Source organism: Humiphilus diazotrophicus (genome assembly GCF_059726315.1).
Window position 1 is genome coordinate 4,882,390 of sequence record NZ_AP040870.1, and the last position, 18,758, is coordinate 4,901,147.

An 18,758-nucleotide genomic window follows, 5' to 3' on the forward strand; every position below is an offset into this window, starting at 1 on the left:
TACCTGCTAATTATGATTTGTGAATTTAGGGTTGAGCGCCACATAAGGATGCGTCGGTGTCTGACATCGATGGCGGCGGATTCTCCGTTCCCCAACCGGTGGGTTCAGAGCCCATGGTGAAGATGAGTGTACCGCCATCGATGATTTGGCTATGCCGAAACCACGAGTTTTGTAACGGAGTACCATTCAGGATTGCAGATTGAATGTAGTGGTTAATGTGCTCGCTATCCAGGTTGCGAGCGATAATGCGGAGAGTTTTTCCGGAGGAGAGCTTAATGTCTGCTTCTGGAAAACTCGGCGTCCCGATCAGATAGAAGTCTTGTCCAGCATTCGGATAGAAGCCAAGAGAATGGAAGATGAACCAACTTGACATGGCTCCTGAGTCGTCGTTTCCCGGAATGCCGCTACGCTGATCGGTAAAGGCCTTTTCCAGAAGCGCATTGATCACATCGGCTGTTTTGTCCGGTCTTCCCGCCCAATTGTAGAGAACCGGTATCAGAAATCCAGGTTCATTGGTAACGTCGAAATGCTGACGATAAAAGATATTATCCAGACGGCGTATGAAGGTTTCTTTGCCGCCAGATAGAGCAATCAGTTTGCGAACATCCTGTGGGGCATAGAAGGAATAGGTCCAGAGGTCGCCTTCATAGAAAAAGTCTGGCCATGTACCGCGTACCAGCATGTTAGGTGGTGCCCAGCTGCCATCGGGATTACGCGGGCGGAGAAAGCCTTTGAAGCCTTCAACACTGAGATCCTTATCCCACAAGTTCTCCCAGTTGTGTGCGCGTTTGGCAAAGAGTTTTGCTTCTTCAGGACGTTTCAGTCCGCAGGCTACTTCTGCAATTGCATAGTCGTTATAGGCATATTCAACTGTTCGCGAGCCGGAACGTTCATCCGCCAGGGTTACATAGCCTTTGGCGTTGTAGTCAAGAATGCCGCCACGGCCTTCCTTTTGAGTATCGGTGGGAGGAACAGATGCATCTTTCAACATTGCGCCGAAGGCCGTCGGATAATCGATTCCGGCAAGTCCTTTGACAAAGGCATCTGCGACCAGGATGTTTGCATTACTGCCGCCCTGCGTTCTGCCATTGTCGTTACCGCTGCGCGCATCGGGCATGTATCCCGTATGCCTGTAGATATCGATAAGCGAACGGATCATATCGCGCTGACGATCAGGTGCTATCAAAGTCAGCAGCGGACCCGAGCTACGAAACGTATCCCAGATGGCATAGTAGTCGTCGTAATAAGGTTCGTTTGATTTCCAAAGAGGATTCTCACCTGTGCGATCAGAGGGCATCAGCATGGTGTGATACATCGCTGTATAGAACTGAATGCGCTTTGATTTCGTTTCTCCATGAATGTCAATCTTTGACAGTGCCTGATTCCATAGATGTTCCGAAGCTTGGCGGATTGTCTCCAGATTCCATGCCGGGGCTTCCTGTTCTACGTTGTTTTTAGCCTGCTGTGTGCTTAGGAACGAAATTCCAACCTTTGCCTGAATGACCTGATTAGCGTGAGTCTGGAAATTAAAAGAGAGGCCAAGAGGGCGATATGTATCTACCGCAGCTACTTTCTCCGATGTAGGTGTGCTCCCTGCCCACGTAGATGTACTCGTAGCTGGAGTGTCAAGGGTAATATAGAAGAAGATCTTGTATTCTCCGCCTCTATTCCAGCCGCCTGTATAGCGTCCTACTCCTTCAGCTTCGTGATCAGAGAGTATACGAACCTCTCCTCCAAGAAAACGCTGGGCCTCCCACCCCGTTCCTTTATTCAGGCAGTGATCGATGTCTACTGTGAGGTGTGACTGTGGCGAGGCGGGAAAGGTGTAGCGGTGGAACCCTACTCGACGTGTCGAGGTTAACTCGGCTTTGACGTTGTATCGAGTCAATTGCGCTGCATAGTAGCCAGGATGATTTATTTCCCCGGTTCGCGATGACTTAATGTCGGTAACATCGATGCTCCCAGTTACAGGAGAGACCAGAATGTTGCCGTATTTCCCGGCAGCGCCGCTGAGGTGCAGGTGACTGAAGCCGAGGATTCGACCACCGCTCATATATCCGAATTTGGAGGGAACTGAATCGAAGTTCTCCATGTCAGGACCCAGTTTGACAGTGGCAAAGGGAATTGCCGCGCCAACAAAGGTGTTTCCGCCCCAATCCACGCCAAGAAAGGGATAGACACTATCTACATAATTCGTGACCTTATTGTTTTCCTGCGAAGCAACTGCTTCTGCTTGCATCCTGCCCAATACGAACGCGAAACTAATAAATACAAAGAAAAATCGATGGACTTGCCGAAGCTTGAATTGCACAGCCGTCTGTCTCCTTCCGGGCTTTCCGCATAGCTATGCGGGGATTCACGGAGAGAATGCACTCTCGGGAGTTTAATATTCAAAATCGATCTCGGAACAGATATTTAGAACAATTGGGGTACCATTGGGATTACTCCGAATACAGCTGCGACCACACTTGGCGTTTCTAGCTCATTGTGATCCTCGGAAACACTAAACGGAAGGTGGTGCCCGCATTGGTATCACTGGACACCGTGAGGCTTGCTCGGTGTAAGTCTGCAATCCATTTGGCAATGGCCAGTCCCAAACCGCTTCCGTCCACCTGACTGCGCGAAGGATCGGCGCGGAAAAAGCGATTGAAAATCCGTGGTAAGTCGTCTTTCGGAATTCCGATGCCGTTGTCCCTTACGATGACAGTGGTCTGGTCATCGTTGTTTTCAAGCAAGAGTTCTATATTGCCGTTGATGGGAGTGTATTTAATGGCATTGTCCAAAAGAATCCAGGCCAGTCTGCGAAGGCTTGCGATATCTCCCAGAATCGTGTTGTCTTTGTTGCCGTGAATCGACAACGAAAGTATATGGTTCCTTTCTCGTGCAATGGGAAGTGCGTGTTCGTAGGATTCGCGAACAACCTGAGAAAGATCAATCGGAACCATAGTCATATCGAACCGTTCTGCATCGGCGCGTGCCAGCGTCAACAGATCGGTAAGAACGATAGAAGCGCTAGATACTTCTTCAACAATGTCAGTAAACGCCTGGCGGCTGTCGTCATCGATTTGCGGGTTGCGCAACGCAACTTCAGAAACTGTTCTGGCAAATGAGAGCGGACCACGTAGCTCATGCGAGGCGTCAGCCGTGAACTGCTTGATCTGGTTCACTGAAGTTTCAAGTCTATCGAGCATTTGATTACATGTTTCTGCTAATCGCTGCAGCTCGTCACCAGTATTGGAAACAGGTAGACGCTCCGACAGGTTACGGATGCTGATAGCATGTGCCGCCGCTGTTATACGATCAACAGGTCGAAGCGCCTTCCGACTTAAGAAATATCCACCGAGAGATGCAGTCAGTAAAAGAAGCGGTACAGAGGCCATCAGCCCGGAGAGAAATCGCTGCAGGACTAATTCGTTTCCAGCAGATGGTGCTGCTAAGAACAAGAGGAGAGAATCTCCTCTGATTGTGACAGGTCTTATTAGAACCCAATATCCCAGGCCTGAAGCACGAATGTGAAGAAACTGCTCTTTCCCATCTTGTGAAATTGCAGGCCAGGGAAACTTCCTCGCTGCTGAGGATGGAGAGGGGTAAACACGTTTACCGTCGGCATAAAACACCTCAGCTAATCCGTTTCCCGTGGCATTTGCAAAATCGGCAAAGTCTTCTACTTGTTCTGCAGCGCTTTCGGTTTGAGCCTTATTGAGTAATTCCTGCAGGCGATTTATGCGGCGTGAAAGTGTTTGGTAGCGTTCCTGCGTAAGCGTATTTTTCAGGTTGAGCCACATTGCGGCTCCAAAGAGCAGCCATCCGGCAAAGAACATGCACCCGAACCAGAAGGTCATGCGCAGGGAGATAGAAGCATGCTTCATCATGCTTCCGTCCGGAGGCTATAGCCAACACCACGGATCGTATGGAGGAGTTCGCATTCTCCCGGATGGGTGATCTTTGCACGAAGAGAGCGGATAAAGACATACAGACTGTCAAAGCTCACTTCCGCATCAGAACCCCATCCTTCTTCGATCAACGAGCTATGGGAGACAATTGTTCCCGCCCGGCGAATGAGTGTCTCCAGTAGTGCATATTCAGTGCGCGTTAGCGATTCGACGCGCTCACCCCGTTTTAGCTCAAGAGTCTGCGGTAACAGGATGAGATCTTGAAATTCAAGACCTGTAGGCGGACATTCCGGCACTCGCCGACAGGCTGCTCGCACTCGTGCAAGCAGTACATCGAGTGCAAAAGGCTTAGTTACATAATCGTCGGCACCCTCGTCCAGACCTTGGACGATATCTTTCATCGAGTCGCGTGCCGTAAGCATGATGGTTTGCGTACGCAGTCGTGCTTCGCGAAGCTGGCGCAGAACCGTGAAGCCATCCATGCGTGGGAGCATGACGTCGAGGATAATCAGGTCGAATTTTCCGGTTTTACCAAATGCCAATGCCTCTACGCCGTCATAAGCACAAGTTACATCAAGGCCCTCCGATTCAAGAGCTTTGCTGAGATGAGCGGCGAGGCTCCGTTTGTCTTCGACTAAAAGTACTCGCATCTGGGATGAGTGTATCTTCGAATTTTGAAATTTCGATGAAATTCACTCACCTTACACTTTCCCTAAGATTCACTTTAGACAGGGCTGACATACTCCGCACATATTTCATTTCCACGCGCCGCGCTGGGATCTTGAGGCTAGAGAGGAATCTGTATGTTTGTAAGTGTGAGGGTTTTGAGGAGACTGACGGTCGCTCTTCTGCTGGTTCTCGGCATCTGGAGTATTTCTGTTCGGGCAAATGCCCAAGCTGCTAGAGCCATAATCAGGGGAGTTGTCGAGGATAGTTCTGGAGCGGCCCTGAAGGGAGCCGAGATTAAGCTCTTGCCTCTGGGACTATCGACTACGTCAAATGAACTTGGCGAGTTCTCGTATTTCGATGTTCCTTCCGGAAAATACGGCCTCTCTGTTTCATACGTAGGCTTTCGCACCTTTCAAACCGAAGTGATGCTCACTGCCGGTCAAAGTAGTCGCATTCCCGTGGTATTGGAGCTTGCCTCGAAAAATGATGAAGTAATTGTTACGGCAGATCGCGCCCACGGTGAAGCAGACGCCATCAATCAGACTCGCACAGCCGACAATATTATCCAGGTTCTTCCCGCCGAGGTGATTACAAGTTTGCCAAACGCAAATGTTGCGGATGCACTTGGTCGCTTGCCTTCGGTCACCTTGGAGAGGATTGAGGGTGAGGGCGTTTACATCCAAGTACGTGGTACTGAGCCAAGGTTGACAAATGTAACAGTAGACGGAACTACAATTCCTTCCCCGGAGCCTGCAGTACGCCAGGTAAGACTAGATGTTATTCCGGCTGATCTGGTAGAAGCTGTCGAAATCAATAAAACTCTCTCTGCCAATCAGGATGGAGATGGCATAGGTGGTTCTGTAAACCTGCGTACCAAGTCTGCGGGAGAACGGCCTTATTTCAATGTTTATGGAAACGGCGGTTATACTCCAATCCTGAATTCTCGCGGATCTTCAGCTGTTGGCGGTACATTGGGTAAACGGTTTGGGAAAGAGCGGAAATTCGGGTTATTGATTGCCGGGACCTATGACTATAACGGTCGGGGAATCGACAATATTCAACCGGCACTTGATCCTCTATCGACCTTTGCTCATCCTTTTTATGACAACAACACGATCCGCGAATACAGGTATTACCGTCACAGATACGGATTTACCGGGAGTGCCGATTACAAATTTAACGACTCGAACAGCCTCTATGCTCACGGTATCTACTCCGATCTGAAGGATTGGGGCGATAAATGGTATTACAGCCCGATATCCACAGCAATTAGTGCAAATGGCACTCTGCCCAGTACATCTGCGGCATCGCCCGGACCGAAATTCTATACTTCGAGCAAAAGGCCGGAAGCCTCCGTAGCAAGCCTCTCTTTAGGCGGACGACATATTATGAGCAGCTCCTGGCTGACCTGGGAACTTGCTGCTGCACGAGCTTATGAGAATGATTCGGCAGGCAATCCGAAAGCGGATTTCTCCTGGATTGGCCCTGCTGTTTATTGCAATTACAGTCCTCAAGGACAAAGTGCTCTCTATCGTCCACACTTTGGAAATTGCGATGGTCCGAATTCTCCTTTGCTGAATGCTTCCTATTGGGCGCTAAAGGACGTAACTACCTCTACCGGTCTTACCTCGCAATTAAACCTGACTGCAGCAGTATCTTTTGCAAAGAACTACACAGCCGACGGTCATTTCGGGACCTTCGAGATGGGCTTTAAGATCCGCAATAATCACAAGACTCAGAACGCAACTGAGACTGTATATGATGGCTGGTCTACCAAGGGATCGTCTGCAATTCCGATGACTGTTCTGGAAGACAACTTTAAGAACTCAGATTTTTACAATGGATCGTATTTCGGCGGAAAATACGGACCAGTGTCTGACTTCAACAAGGTTGTGAAATATCTGGACAAGAATCTTTCGGGATACGTGGATGGAGTCAAGACAGCGTCCAATACCTATCCCAATATCTTCCATACCGTCGAACGGATCACAGCCGGGTACCTTATGAATACAATCGCCCTCGGGCGATTGCATGTTCAAACGGGAGTCCGCTTCGAAGGGACACAGATGGATACGTCCGGCTATAACGTGACACTTTATAAGGCCGGAAGCAAAAATTGCGGCAGCACTTCGAACACGGGTTGTGGTGTTCCTGTACCGGTGACTAACAATCCTTCCTATCTGGATATCCTGCCAAGTGTGCAGCTTCATTATCGTTTGACTCAAGACTCTGCTGCACGCGCTGTCTATGCGCGTGGTGTCTCTCGCCCGGAGGCGTACCAGCTTGTTCCTTATGTTACGGAAGATACAGCCGCTAGCCCTATTGCCGTAACGATTGGAAATCCTTCTCTCCGGCCGGAGCATGCAAACAACTTTGACTTACTCTATGAACACTTTCTTCATGCACTGGGAATGATTCAGGCGGGTGTCTTTTTTAAACAACTGAAAGCGCCGGAGGTAGTTGCTACCATTCCTGGCAATCTTGATCTGGCAAGCTTGCCTGCAGGTTCGATTCCTTCTTCGATGCAATCTGTGATTGCGCAATATCCTGGGGATTCTGTGACGCAATATATCAATGGTCAGAATGCCTATATTTATGGATTCGAATTGAGTTTTCAGCAACACTTCACCTACTTGCCTGGAATACTTTCCGGTACCGGAGTCCTGGCGAACTATAGCTATACGGCTTCGGAGGAAAAAGGATTACCTCTGCGGACAGATCAACCGTCCTTACAACGTCAGGCACCAAATTCGTGGAATGTAAGCCCGACCTATGACAACAAACATCTCTCCGTGCGTATGGGCCTAACCTATAACGGTCCGAGCATCTATCAGTACTATTGGGTTTCTCCCAAGCTGGTTTCCGGGGCGGATCCTAGCAACCTGGGACCAAAGGGGCCGTCTGGGGACGTCTATACCCTTCCCCATATGCAGATCGATGCTCAGGCTAGTTATAGAATCGGACATGGTTTGACCGCCATGGTCTCGGGACTGAATCTGAATAACGAAGTATTTGGCTACTATACCGGGAGCACTCAATTCGTGAATCAGCGTGAGTATTACAAGCCGACATATACCTTCGGGATGCGTTATACGTTCAGCCATGAGCGATAACGACTAGAGATTTCGGGTATTACATCGTCGCTTGGAAACGATGAGGAGCTAGATGCTACGTCTTATTGTTGTATGTCTTTTTTCCATTTTCTTTGTGTCGAAAGCATTTTCGCAAACGGAGGATGTGACGAATGGTGGCAAAGATGCAGAGCTAAAGTTTGTTGTTTATGTAATCCGGCATGGCGTTCGCTCGCCTACGGCAAATCCTAACCAATACAACATCTATTCGGCGGCATCGTGGCCTTTGTGGGATGTTCCTCCCGGTCATCTCACTGATCACGGCTATTTGCTGATGAAAATGGTTGGACAGTACGACCGGATGCAACTTTCCAGTCAGGGCCTGATCAGTGCTTCCGGTTGTGCCAATGCGTCCAAGGTTTCAATTCACGCCGATTCCGATCAGCGTACGCGAGAAACGGGAAGAGCTCTTGCCGAAGGATTGTTTCCTGGATGCCCGGTTCCTGTACACTCCCTGGCGGAGGGAACTCCGGATGTGCTGTTCCATCCAATCGAAGCCGGAATTACTCGCCCAGACTCGGCTTCATCCTTATCTGCTGTAGCTGGACGAATCGGCGGATCTTCGGACAAATTAACCGCTGCATACAGAACACAAATCGCAGAACTCGATCAGTTACTTTCTACTTGTGGGATTTCCAATACGGCCGCATCGGAACGAACATCTCTATTGAAGATTCCCGCAACCCTTGGTCCCGGCAAGGGGGACCATCTGGTGGAACTTCGAGGACCGCTTTATACGGCTTCAACTCTCAGTGAAAATCTGCTGCTGGAATATACAGAAGGGATGAAGGACGTGGGATGGGGCTGCATCGATGGTGCGAAGCTGCGTTCCCTTATCAATCTGCACAGTAGCGCAGTTGATTTTACGCAACGCACCCCGCTTATTGCTCAAGCTCAGGTATCGTATCTCCTTAATGCAGTTCATCGCTCGCTTGAGCAGGCTGTTACAGGGAAGAAAATCGCGGGTGCCATAGGGGATCCCGAGAATAAAGTCCTTTTCCTGGTCGGGCATGATACGAATATCATTAATCTTGCTGGAATTCTAAAGCTCACCTGGATCATCGATGGACGTCGGGACGATACACCTCCAGGTGGCGAGCTGATCTTTGAACTATGGAAGAATCGGCGGGATGGTGGTTATTCGCTAAAGCTCTTTTACAGTGCGCAGACTTTGGAGCAAATGCGCGATGCTTCTCCTCTAGGTCTGAAGAATCCCCTCGAACGTGTCCCGCTCTTTGTTCCTGGGTGCAGCGTTCAAGATTTTTCCTGCTCCTGGGAATCCCTCTCCCGCCTGGTCGATTCGGCCATCGATCAGAAGTACCTGAAGATACCGCTGGAGCGGCATTGAACGTTGGAGAGTGTATTCTTGAGTCCAGTACGATCAGGTAGCTCTTTCCGGGAGAACGGGTAGTATTCGTTCTTGGTTGCTCGTGAAGAACTGCGTCGGTACGGTCCACGCTATAGGGGAGAATGAACGTGCTCGGGAAAAACTATCAGGTACCAGAACAGTTTCGAGATGATCTGGTTTTCCTCCTCCGGGTAGCAGCAGAGAAGGCCGGAGAAATTATGGACGATGAGATGCGTCCTCTCAACATTCATTCCCGTGCGGCACATATCCTCTTTGCGGTGGAGGAAATGACTGTCAATCAAAATACCCTGGCTGAGAAGACCAAGACCCACCCCAATGCAATTACCGCTCTGCTGAATGGCCTGGAGAACAAGAAACTGATTGCGCGAGAACTCAATCCTGAAAATCGGCGTGAGTATCGTGTGAAGGTAACCCCTTCGGGAACAAAGCTGCTCGGCGAGCTTCGTCAGGCAGAAAAACAAGGACAGGGAAGAATTCTGGAGAAGTTGACTCCCTCCGAGAAGAAGGAGTTCACCAGACTATTGCTGAAACTAATTGAAGCCTGGTCTTGAAAACGAGGCTGGGTCGCCAGGCGTCCTTAGCTCTTTTTGAAACAATGAATTAGCCGTACCGAAAGCTCTTCGGAAATTTGCTCCATGAATACTACTTTCGGTTTATAAAAAGAAAAAGCTTGTAGGCCGATTCTCGATCATGGTACAAAGATCGCGTTTTTAGCATCTCTATTAATCATATTAAATGATTATCACATAATATGACGATAAAATTATAGTGTTTGTATTGCACGGGCCTAGAGATGCTGGAAAGGAGCTGGCTGTGAAGACGAAATTGACAGTACTTGCCGTTATGGTTTGGATGTCCTCGGGCCTTCATGCGCAGACGGTGTCCAGTTCAGTGAAAGGCCTACTTGTTGACCCCAGTGGAGCCGTGATCACGGATGCCGTTTGTTCCCTTACCAATCAGTCCACAACAACGACCTTGGAAGTTCAGTCAGACAACAACGGAGCCTGTACTTTTCCCAGCGTACTTGCAGGCAAATATTCATTGCGTATTACGAAGCAGGGTTTTGCTACAAAACTAATCTCAGATATTCCAATCGAAGCAAGTCAGATTCGTACTCTCGGAAATATTGTATTGACCGTAGGATCGTCGTCCGAACAGGTGACAGTGACCGGGAACGTTGCCTCTATTGAGCTGGCCAGTGCAGAGAGATCCGGTTCTGTTACCGGTGATCAACTGGAGCAATTGGCGATCAAAGGGAGGGATGTTTTTGCATTGCTTGTTACGTTGCCTGGCATCGTCGATACCGGGGCATCGTCGCGCACTATTGCGAATCCTGATTCCATTGCAGGCACCAGCATCAACGGTGGACGCGATTCCTCAAAGAACTTCTCTGTAGACGGTATTACGGACATCGATACGGGATCGAACCAGACCGTACACTACAACCCCAGTGTGGATTCCATTCAAGAAGTTCGAGTTCTCACCTCGAACTATCAGGCGGAATATGGCCGTAGCAGTGGTGGCGCCATTACCGTAATTACCAAGGGCGGAACACGGGATTTTCGTGGTACGGTCTATGACTTCTATAGGCATGAAAATCTCAACGCTACGGACTGGGAGATCAAACGCGAAAACGGAAAGAAAGCTCCATATCGTTTGCGGACAACGGGCTTTTCTCTCGGTGGTCCCGCAATGATTCCCGGGAAGTTCAACACCAGCCGCGATAAGCTCTTTTTCTTCTGGTCGGAAGAATTTACTGCATGGAAAAGAGATTGGGGCTCGAAGCTGGTAAATGTCCCGACGGAACTTGAACGCAACGGGGACTTCTCCCAGAGCCGGAAGAGCAATGGGACTTTGATCTATCTGAAAGACCCGCAACTTACCGGCACCTGTAGTGCCAGCGATCAGCGTGCTTGTTTTCCAGGGAATGTAATTCCTTCGGGGCGCATCAGCACCTTAGGTCAGAATATTCTGAAGTTTTTTCCTCTCCCGAACTACACCGATCCCGATCCCGACAGAAAGTACTATTACAACTACAAATCCACCTACAGCGGAAACTATGATCGCCGGCAGGATATGGTGAGAATTGATGCAAACATCACTCCCACGCTGAGTGCGTATTTCCGCTTCTCGAATGACAAAGATCAGCAGGTTCAGCCCTGGGATACCTGGATTACCTCGATGAACTGGCTGCTATCTCCTATCAGTTATGATCAGCCGGGCCACGGATTTGCAGCTCACGTTACCAAGATCTTTTCCCCGACGTTGGTAAACGAGTTCAATTTTGGAAAGAGCTTCAATCGTCTGCAGGCAGATGCAAAAAACGAAGCGGCCTTCAAGAGATCGAGCCTCGGAATTCCATCCTGGTTTAGCAATTCCGATGTTCTACCCAATATGTCCTTCTCCGGCGGTCATGCGAATCCGGTAAAGGTTGGCTTCATCGGGAATTTCCCCTATACCAATCACAACGACATCTATAGCATTGTCGATAATCTCAGCAAAACCCACGGCTCCCATAACTTCAAGACCGGTATCTATGTCGAGAGAACCGGAAAGCTCTCTCCTGTTTGGGGCACGCCGCGTGGATCGCTGAGCTTTGGACATTCCATCTATAATCCACGGACGACTACCGATGGTTTCGCCAACGCGCTGATTGGAACGGTCAATTCGTACACGGAAAGTTCCAAGAAGTTAAACGGCGACTGGTGGTTTACGAACTGGGAGTGGTATGTCCAGGACAATTGGAGAGTCACTCCGAGGCTCACGCTCGATCTTGGCATCCGCTTCTACCACTTCTCTCCGGTAACGGACGGCAATCAGACAATGGCGACCTTCGATCCGCGCTATTACGATTCCAGCAAGGCCGTTCGTCTCTATAAGCCAACTGCAAGCGGAACGCAGGGGTACGATGCAGTGACAGGAACATATGTTCCTGCGGCACTGGTTGGCTACATTGTTCCGGATAGCGGCGATCTGAATAATGGTGCTAGAGCTGCGGGGAAGGACGGCTATCCGGAAGGACTGGCGAGCTTTTCCAACATCGATTTCGGTCCGCGCGTTGGCTTTGCTTATGATCTCTTCGGGAATGGCAAGACCGCGTTGCGGGGCGGTTTCGGAATATTCAAAGATCGTGGTGCAATTCTTCCATCGGTGTATGCTGCCGGTGGCCCTCCGGTAGCGTACTCTCAACAGACGGTGTATTCGACACTGACGGATATCTTCGCTGGGAATGCCTCCAGCTATCGGTCTCCAAGTGGTGGCGCCTATAATCCAGGAGGTTCGGCCCTTTATGGAGATCAGAAGACTGCTGCTACATACAGCTGGAGCTTTGGCGTTCAGCAGGAACTGGCCTCTAAAACTGTTCTCGATGTAGCATACGTGGGCAACACGTCGCGCCATCTGTGGGTGAATCAGAATATCAATCCTGTTCCTATTGGCGCTCACTTCCAGGCCAGCAGCGTCGGTGCCGATGGCAATGTTCTGTCTGACAATTTCCTTCGTCCTTATGTCGGCTGGGGCGATGTAACTCGTCAGGAATATAGTGGTTCCGCGAACTATCACTCATTGCAGGCTTCACTGAATCGCCGCTTCACAAAGAATCTACAGTTCGGTGGTTCTTATACCTGGTCGAAGTCGTTGGGCGTAGAAAGTACCGAGTACGATTCGATCAGCTCTTTCTTCAATGCCCGGAAGTGGAACTATGGACCGCTCAGCTTCGACCGGAACCATATGCTCGTGCTGAACTATGTGTATTCTCTTCCTGAGCTGGGCAAGCACTATAACAACCACTGGCTGGGGTTAGCTACCGACCGGTGGACAATCAGCGGAATTACCAACTTCAGCAAAGGTGGGCCGGTAACGCCGACTGTTGACCGCAATGACTATCCTGACTACACAGGTACGTCTACCGAAGGGAGCCGCGGTCTGATGATCAGTGCTCCCCACGCGAATATCCCTGTCGGTAGAAAATTCAATCCTTATGCCTTCAAGCCGGTGGAGCCAGGCTCTATGAATTTCGGCAATGTTCCTCTTGGGATATTGCGGCAGCCCGGCATCAATAATTGGGACTTGACTCTCAGTAAACAGATTCCTCTTGGATCGGAGCAACGGTACATCCGTTTAAGAGGAGAGTTTTTCAACGCCTTCAACCATACGCAATATTCAACGATTGATACTTACGTTGAGTATGATCCGACAACCTGGACCCTATCGAATCCCACTGCAGGAAAATATTCCGCAGCATTCGATAAGCGAAAGATACAGCTCTCAGCAAAGATATTTTTCTAGATGCTTCTATATCCTGCAGCGGTATAGATTTGTATCCGCTGCAGGATATACAGAGCGTGGAAGCAAGGAAGGGAATGAAATTGTTTATCCGAGCGATGTTCTTGACGGGGCTGTTCCTCTCCCTGGGATTGGGTGCCGAGGCGAGATCAGCTACTGCGACTGAAACTGGAGCTAATGCCACCACTGTCGAGAGCCAGACTGCGAACGGCTTCTTCCCCATTTCGGTCTGGTACAGCGGAGGAAAAGCTCGGGCTCCTATGCTCGATCCAGTGACAGCTGATTCACCACGTTTGTGGATGGAAGATCTCAAGAAGATCAAAGGACTTGGCTTCAATACCGTTCGTACCTGGGTGGAGTGGAACGTGGGCGAGCCGTATCCGGGTGAGTATCATCTGGAGAATCTCGATTTGCTGTTGCGATTGGCTCATGAGGTTGGGCTAAAGGTTATCGTTCAGGTTTATGTGGACTCGGCACCGGAGTGGGTTGGAAATAAATATCCGGATGGTCGATATGCGGCGCAGGATGGTCAGCCGATTCCTTCACAAGCGGCTCCTGGCTACTGCTTTGACAATCGAGGAGTACGGAAGGCGGTATTAGATTTCTTCCAGGAGGTTGGACGTCATGTGAATAATGCTCCAGCTTTTTACGCCTGGGATTTATGGAGCGAGCCTGCAGCGTTGAATTGGGCACGCGTCGGATATAAGGCCGAACCGATGTTTTGTTATTGCCCCAGCAGCATGGAGCGCTTTCGTCAATGGCTGAAGGCCAAATATGGAAGTCTCGATAGTCTGAACAAAGCATGGCATAGAACCTTCACCGACTGGAATCAGGTTGAACCACCCCGCTACGGTACGATTCTTACCTATACCGATTTCATGGATTGGCGCATCTACTATGGCAATAAACTTGCCGAAGATCTCAAGATGCGCAATGAAGCAGTAAAAGCTATAGATCCGAAGCACCTTACAACAAGTCACGCTCCGAACCCTTCTCCGCTGGTCCGCACGTTGGCAGATCCCTATGATCCTACCGACGATTTTCAGATGAAGAACTCGGTGGATTTCTTTGGAACGAGCTTCTATCCCAAACTCACCTCAGTACAAAACAACTGGAGCCTGAATCGTCGCGTATTGGCGATGGATCTGACGAATGCGATTACCGGTGGTCGTGGCTTTTATGTCGGGGAGCTACAGAGTGGATACGGAGTTCATGGCACCACCATAGGTTCCGAAGTCACTCCTAGTGACTTGGAGATGTGGGCGTGGGGAATGGTGTCACGCGGAGCCCGGGCAATTAACTATTACGCCTTCTACCCCATGAATGCGGGCTACGAGTCTGGTGGCTACGGAATGATCAATCTCGACGGGACATTAACCGATCGTAGTCATCGCGCCGGAGAAACAGCCAAAAGAATTGATAGTAACTCCGATCTACTGTTGAAGGCGCATCCTCAGCCTGCGGAAGCGGCCATCATATTCAGCCCCTTAGTTCCTCTTCTTGGTGGCTATGATGAGGAGCAGAGCCGGAATTCGATACACAGAGCCTTGGCGGGTTATCACCGGATGTTCTTCGAACGGAATATCCCGCTGGATATCCTCAGCTCCAACGAATTGGCAATAGACCAGCTTAAACAATACAAGCTAGTCATTCTCCCGTATCCGTTAATGATGACTGAGAGCGAAGCTCATGTACTGCAGCAATATGTAAAAGAGGGCGGAAAGCTTTTCGTGGAGGCTCGCGCTGGGTGGGTTGATGAGCGTGGACACGCCGAACCGATAGTCCCGGGATTTGGCTGGCAGGAGATGCTTGGCGTTCGGGAGACGTCGATAGATCCCAGTCCTGAAGTTCCTATACGTTGGGGAAGCGCCGAATTTTCGGGGATCCGTTTCCTTGAGCATTTTCAAGTTCTCGATCCCTCTGCTCGCGTGCTAGCGAGCACTCAGGATGGGACGCCAGCTGCTTATGAGCATGCTTATGGAAAAGGCAGTGCCATCATTTTAGGAACCTTTGCCGGTGAGAGTAACGAGCGGAAGGTCGCAAGTATGAATCCGCTCGGAGGATTGCTGGCAGATTGGGCCGGGCTCAAGAAGGCGGACCTAAAGGCTCCCTCTTTAGTAGAGTTGCGGCAGATGACTTCCCCGAATGGCCGGATGATCTTTCTCTTTAATCATGACGAGAAGCAGGCTCATGTCGAGTTCAATACTCAACTCGATAAACCGGCAAAAGGAATTCATGAACTTATTACGAGCGACATGATCCAGATCAATGGCGCTCATTTCCATGTCGATGCGGAGATTCCGGGCCGAGCTCTGCGAATCTATCGCATCGACTACTAACTACAAACAATCCACTGGAGGAATAGTGAGTATCTTTAAGTATCGCGATCGTATCACTGAAGTTATGAATAGAATCTGGTCCACTCAGACAGAGAATATCCAAAAGGCCGCTGTTGTTATGGCTGACACCATCGCCAAGGGTGGTCTTGTTCACATGTTTGGCAGCGGACACTCTGTTCTTCCTGTGCAGGACATGTTTCCTCGCTACGGTGCGTATCCTGGATTCCACCCGCTGATGGACATGCGTCTTATGTGGACCAATGTGATTGGTTCCGGTGGGGCTAAGGGTTTGCTCTGGCTGGAGCGCAGAGAAGGCTACGCAGAGGTTCTGTTCGAGAACGAGCCTATTCGTGAAGGGGATGTGATGCTGGCGTTCTCTCATGGTGGGCTGAATGCCGCTCCGATCGAAGTGCTATTGGGGGCAAAGAAAAGGGGCTTGACCACGGTTGCCGTTACGTCAATGGACAACTATGAGAAGTGGAATGCCACCCACTCTTCCGGCAAGAAGCTGGCCGATGCCGCCGATATCGTTATCGACAACTGTGCTCCAGCAGAGGACGCTCTGGTAAAAATCGAGGGTTGGAAGGCTCCGGTGGCGGCTAGCTCTACGGTAGCGACAGTAACGATTGCAATGTCTATCATGGCTCAAGTCGCTGAAGAGTTGCGGGCGAGGGGGATTAATCCTCCGGTCTTCGTCTCTCCGAATGTTCCGGATATTCCAGCCGACAACACTCAGCGGGTTTACGAGCAGTACGAAAGTTCTTTGAAAAGGTGATTCTTGATCTACCCCGCTCGTCGTAGTCTATTGTTCGCTTCTGCAGCTACGGGAATGGTCGTCGTCGGTATCGTGATGGCCATTCTCGGGACTGTCTTCGGATTGGCAGAGATGCAGGTCCGTCTACATGTGGATTTCGCACAGCGGGGAAGCATCTTCACCCTTCTCTATCTGGGGATCTTTCTCTGCACGTTTGCAGTAGGGCCGCTGATTGACACAGTAGGAAACAAGTTCGTCCTGATTGTTTCCTCACTGCTTGTCTTTCTGGCAATGGTGGGCTTCTCCGTAGTCCATTCTTTTCAGGGGGCAGCTATTAGTGCCGTCTTGCTTGGGCTTGGCGGAGGCGGGTTGAACATTGCGACGAATGCATTAGTCTCCGATCTCTTCGACGAGAATCGGGGACAGATGCTGAATCTTCTAGGCATCTTTTATGGCGTGGGCGCTCTTTTCATTCCACTGCTGGCGACAGTGATTGCCGGACATCTTACTATCGTACAAATGCTGCTAACTTGTGCAGGACTGGCGGCCTTCTGTGTGGCGTTATTCACGGTAGTGCCATTTCCAGCTCTGAGCACAAGCTCCAGCATCTCTCTTAGGGAAACTTTAAAAGTTGCTTGCCAGCCGGGTGTTTGGCTCCTGGCCTTCGTGTTGTTTTGCCAGTGCGGAGATGAAGCTGCCGTGAACGGTTGGACTTCCACCTATGTCGGTTCAAGAGGGCTCGATCAGCGAACCGCCACCTTTGTCTTGTCCGTCTATTGGGCTGCCGTAATGGTAGGCCGGTTATTAGCGACTCGAATCTTAAATAAAATTGAAAAAGCCCCATTCATTATGTTCTCCGCTCTTGCTGCTGCTCTTGGATCGGGAATGTTGTTGTTGGCTCATTCCCTCTCCTCTCTGATGATTGGAGTGGCAATCGTGGGGATTTCCTATGCAGGTATCTTCCCGACTGTTTTGGCAATTGCCGGGGACTCCTATCGCAAAATGGCGGGAACGGTGTTTAGCTTTCTCTTTGCGGTTGGGATGACTGGAGGGATGTCATTTCCTTGGGTTGTGGGTCAGTTGTCGCAACGGTTGAGTGTACGGTCGGGAATGTTGGTGCCGATGATAGGCGCACTAGCAATGAGCTTTCTGGCCGCAGCAATCTGGTCACGGCCAAGAGGGCGTGCTCTTACGGCTCGTGGCACGCTGTCATGAATTAGGTGAGGTTTTATCTTTTGCTTGCTATGCTGCTGCAGAAAGACTTCAGCAGTTCAAATCTAGACCGCTATAGGAGTTGCTGCACAGTTTCAGTTTCGGCGAGAATCGCGGTCTGGAAGTTTGAAAGGATGAACGGTGTCTTATTACGTATTTGTTGCTGATCTCGGTGGAACCAAACTTTCGGCCGCTATTGTCGATCAAAAGGGAAAGATTGCCAGCCGAAAGACCGTACCTGTTGATGTCAGTTCGCCTCTGATGCCGGTTACGCAAATCAAGAATCTGGCGAAAGAACTTGCCGGTACCCGGGCTCCGCGAGACATCTTTGCTGCTGCTGCAGTTGCTGTACCGGGTCTTGTCCGTCAATCGGGTACCGTCTGGGCTCCGAATCTTCCCGGTTGGGAGAAGATGCCTCTGGCTAGCAGACTCAAGCGCTCCCTGGGAATTCCCGTTCTGGTTGAGAGTGATCGCAACGCTGCGATCTTAGGTGAGGCATGGCGAGGTGCGGCCCGCGGAAAGTCGGATGCGGTGGTAGTTATCATCGGGACAGGGATTGGAGCAGGCGTTCTAAGCGGGGGCCGTTTGATTCGAGGAGCACATGAGTTGTCCGGCTGTGCAGGCTGGCTGACGGTTGTAGGCAAGAACGGAAAAGACGCACAACGTCTTGGAGAGCTTGAATCTCTTACTGCGGGACCTGCAATCGCCAGCGCGACCCGTCGCCGACTCTCCGACGGTGAGCGTAGCGTTTTGCAGGAGATGGATATTTCCAAGGTCACTGCTTACGATGTGGCCGCTGCTGCAAGACGTGGAGACAAGTTAGCAATGGATGTCTTCCATGAAGCTGGAAAGCTTTTGGGGTATGGAATTGCCAACTTGGTAAGTTTGCTGGATCCAGAAATCGTTGTAATCGCAGGTGGGATGGCAGGCGCGGCGGATCTGTTCTTGCCACCACTTAAGCAGACAATGATGGAGCGTACCCAGCCGATTGCCGCCAAACAAGTGCGGATTGAAGTAAGTAGGCTTGGTGGCGATGCTAATTTGCTCGGATGTGCTCGCTTGGCATGGAAAGAAGCAGGAAGTCCGCAATAGGTAGCATTCTCTACA

The 18,758-nt window shown here is 50.4% G+C and carries 11 protein-coding genes; 8 read left to right on the plus strand and 3 right to left on the minus strand.

Going from position 1 to position 18,758, the window contains the following annotated elements:
- Window positions 1-25 precede the first annotated feature (25 nt).
- The 3 genes from AC6I7T_RS20490 to AC6I7T_RS20500 all read right to left on the minus strand — a co-directional run bounded on the left by AC6I7T_RS20490 (window position 26) and on the right by AC6I7T_RS20500 (window position 4,543).
- Window positions 26-2,311, minus strand: a complete 2,286-nt coding sequence (locus AC6I7T_RS20490) for a GH92 family glycosyl hydrolase (protein ID WP_497789421.1) — start codon at window positions 2,309-2,311, stop codon at window positions 26-28.
- 166 nt (window positions 2,312-2,477) lie between these two features.
- Window positions 2,478-3,872 carry a sensor histidine kinase gene (locus AC6I7T_RS20495; RefSeq protein ID WP_497789423.1) on the minus strand — a complete coding sequence of 465 codons (1,395 nt, stop codon included), beginning with the start codon at window positions 3,870-3,872 and terminating at the stop codon, window positions 2,478-2,480.
- Entirely contained in the window at window positions 3,869-4,543 is a 675-nt protein-coding gene (locus AC6I7T_RS20500; RefSeq protein WP_497789424.1) for a response regulator transcription factor, read from the minus strand. The genes AC6I7T_RS20495 and AC6I7T_RS20500 overlap by 4 nt, the downstream gene beginning before the upstream one ends.
- A gap of 153 nt (window positions 4,544-4,696) precedes the next feature.
- Here AC6I7T_RS20500 and AC6I7T_RS20505 point away from each other — a divergent pair, with 153 nt between their 5' ends.
- The 8 genes from AC6I7T_RS20505 to AC6I7T_RS20540 all read left to right on the plus strand — a co-directional run bounded on the left by AC6I7T_RS20505 (window position 4,697) and on the right by AC6I7T_RS20540 (window position 18,743).
- A complete protein-coding gene (locus AC6I7T_RS20505) occupies window positions 4,697-7,675 on the plus strand; it encodes a TonB-dependent receptor (RefSeq protein ID WP_497789425.1) in 2,979 nt (992 codons plus the stop codon).
- 52 nt (window positions 7,676-7,727) lie between these two features.
- A complete protein-coding gene (locus tag AC6I7T_RS20510) occupies window positions 7,728-9,041 on the plus strand; it encodes a histidine-type phosphatase (protein ID WP_497789427.1) in 1,314 nt (437 codons plus the stop codon).
- A gap of 128 nt (window positions 9,042-9,169) precedes the next feature.
- Window positions 9,170-9,613 (plus strand): MarR family winged helix-turn-helix transcriptional regulator, encoded by a 444-nt coding sequence (locus AC6I7T_RS20515; RefSeq protein WP_497789428.1) that lies wholly within the window; start codon window positions 9,170-9,172, stop codon window positions 9,611-9,613.
- A gap of 262 nt (window positions 9,614-9,875) precedes the next feature.
- The gene (locus AC6I7T_RS20520) at window positions 9,876-13,349 is read left to right on the plus strand and encodes a carboxypeptidase-like regulatory domain-containing protein (protein WP_497789429.1); all 3,474 of its coding nucleotides are present in this window, start codon (window positions 9,876-9,878) and stop codon (window positions 13,347-13,349) included.
- A gap of 74 nt (window positions 13,350-13,423) precedes the next feature.
- The gene (locus AC6I7T_RS20525) at window positions 13,424-15,685 is read left to right on the plus strand and encodes a beta-galactosidase (RefSeq protein WP_497789430.1); all 2,262 of its coding nucleotides are present in this window, start codon (window positions 13,424-13,426) and stop codon (window positions 15,683-15,685) included.
- 25 nt (window positions 15,686-15,710) lie between these two features.
- Window positions 15,711-16,460 (plus strand): sugar isomerase domain-containing protein, encoded by a 750-nt coding sequence (locus tag AC6I7T_RS20530; protein ID WP_497789431.1) that lies wholly within the window; start codon window positions 15,711-15,713, stop codon window positions 16,458-16,460.
- A 3-nt stretch (window positions 16,461-16,463) separates the two neighbouring features.
- A complete protein-coding gene (locus AC6I7T_RS20535; protein WP_497789432.1) occupies window positions 16,464-17,654 on the plus strand; it encodes an MFS transporter in 1,191 nt (396 codons plus the stop codon).
- Window positions 17,655-17,792: 138 nt separating this feature from the next.
- Window positions 17,793-18,743, plus strand: coding sequence for an ROK family protein (locus AC6I7T_RS20540; RefSeq protein ID WP_497789434.1), 951 nt, complete (start codon window positions 17,793-17,795; stop codon window positions 18,741-18,743).
- Window positions 18,744-18,758: the final 15 nt, after the last annotated feature.

Excerpts from the sequence above, each read along its gene's own strand:
- AC6I7T_RS20505 (WP_497789425.1), top strand. The coding sequence starts at position 4,697 with ATGTTTGTAAGTGTGAGGGTTTTGAGGAGACTGACGGTCGCTCTTCTG.
- AC6I7T_RS20495 (WP_497789423.1), bottom strand. The coding sequence starts at position 3,872 with ATGATGAAGCATGCTTCTATCTCCCTGCGCATGACCTTCTGGTTCGGG.
- AC6I7T_RS20500 (WP_497789424.1), bottom strand. The coding sequence starts at position 4,543 with ATGCGAGTACTTTTAGTCGAAGACAAACGGAGCCTCGCCGCTCATCTC.
- AC6I7T_RS20525 (WP_497789430.1), top strand. The coding sequence starts at position 13,424 with ATGAAATTGTTTATCCGAGCGATGTTCTTGACGGGGCTGTTCCTCTCC.
- AC6I7T_RS20510 (WP_497789427.1), top strand. The coding sequence starts at position 7,728 with ATGCTACGTCTTATTGTTGTATGTCTTTTTTCCATTTTCTTTGTGTCG.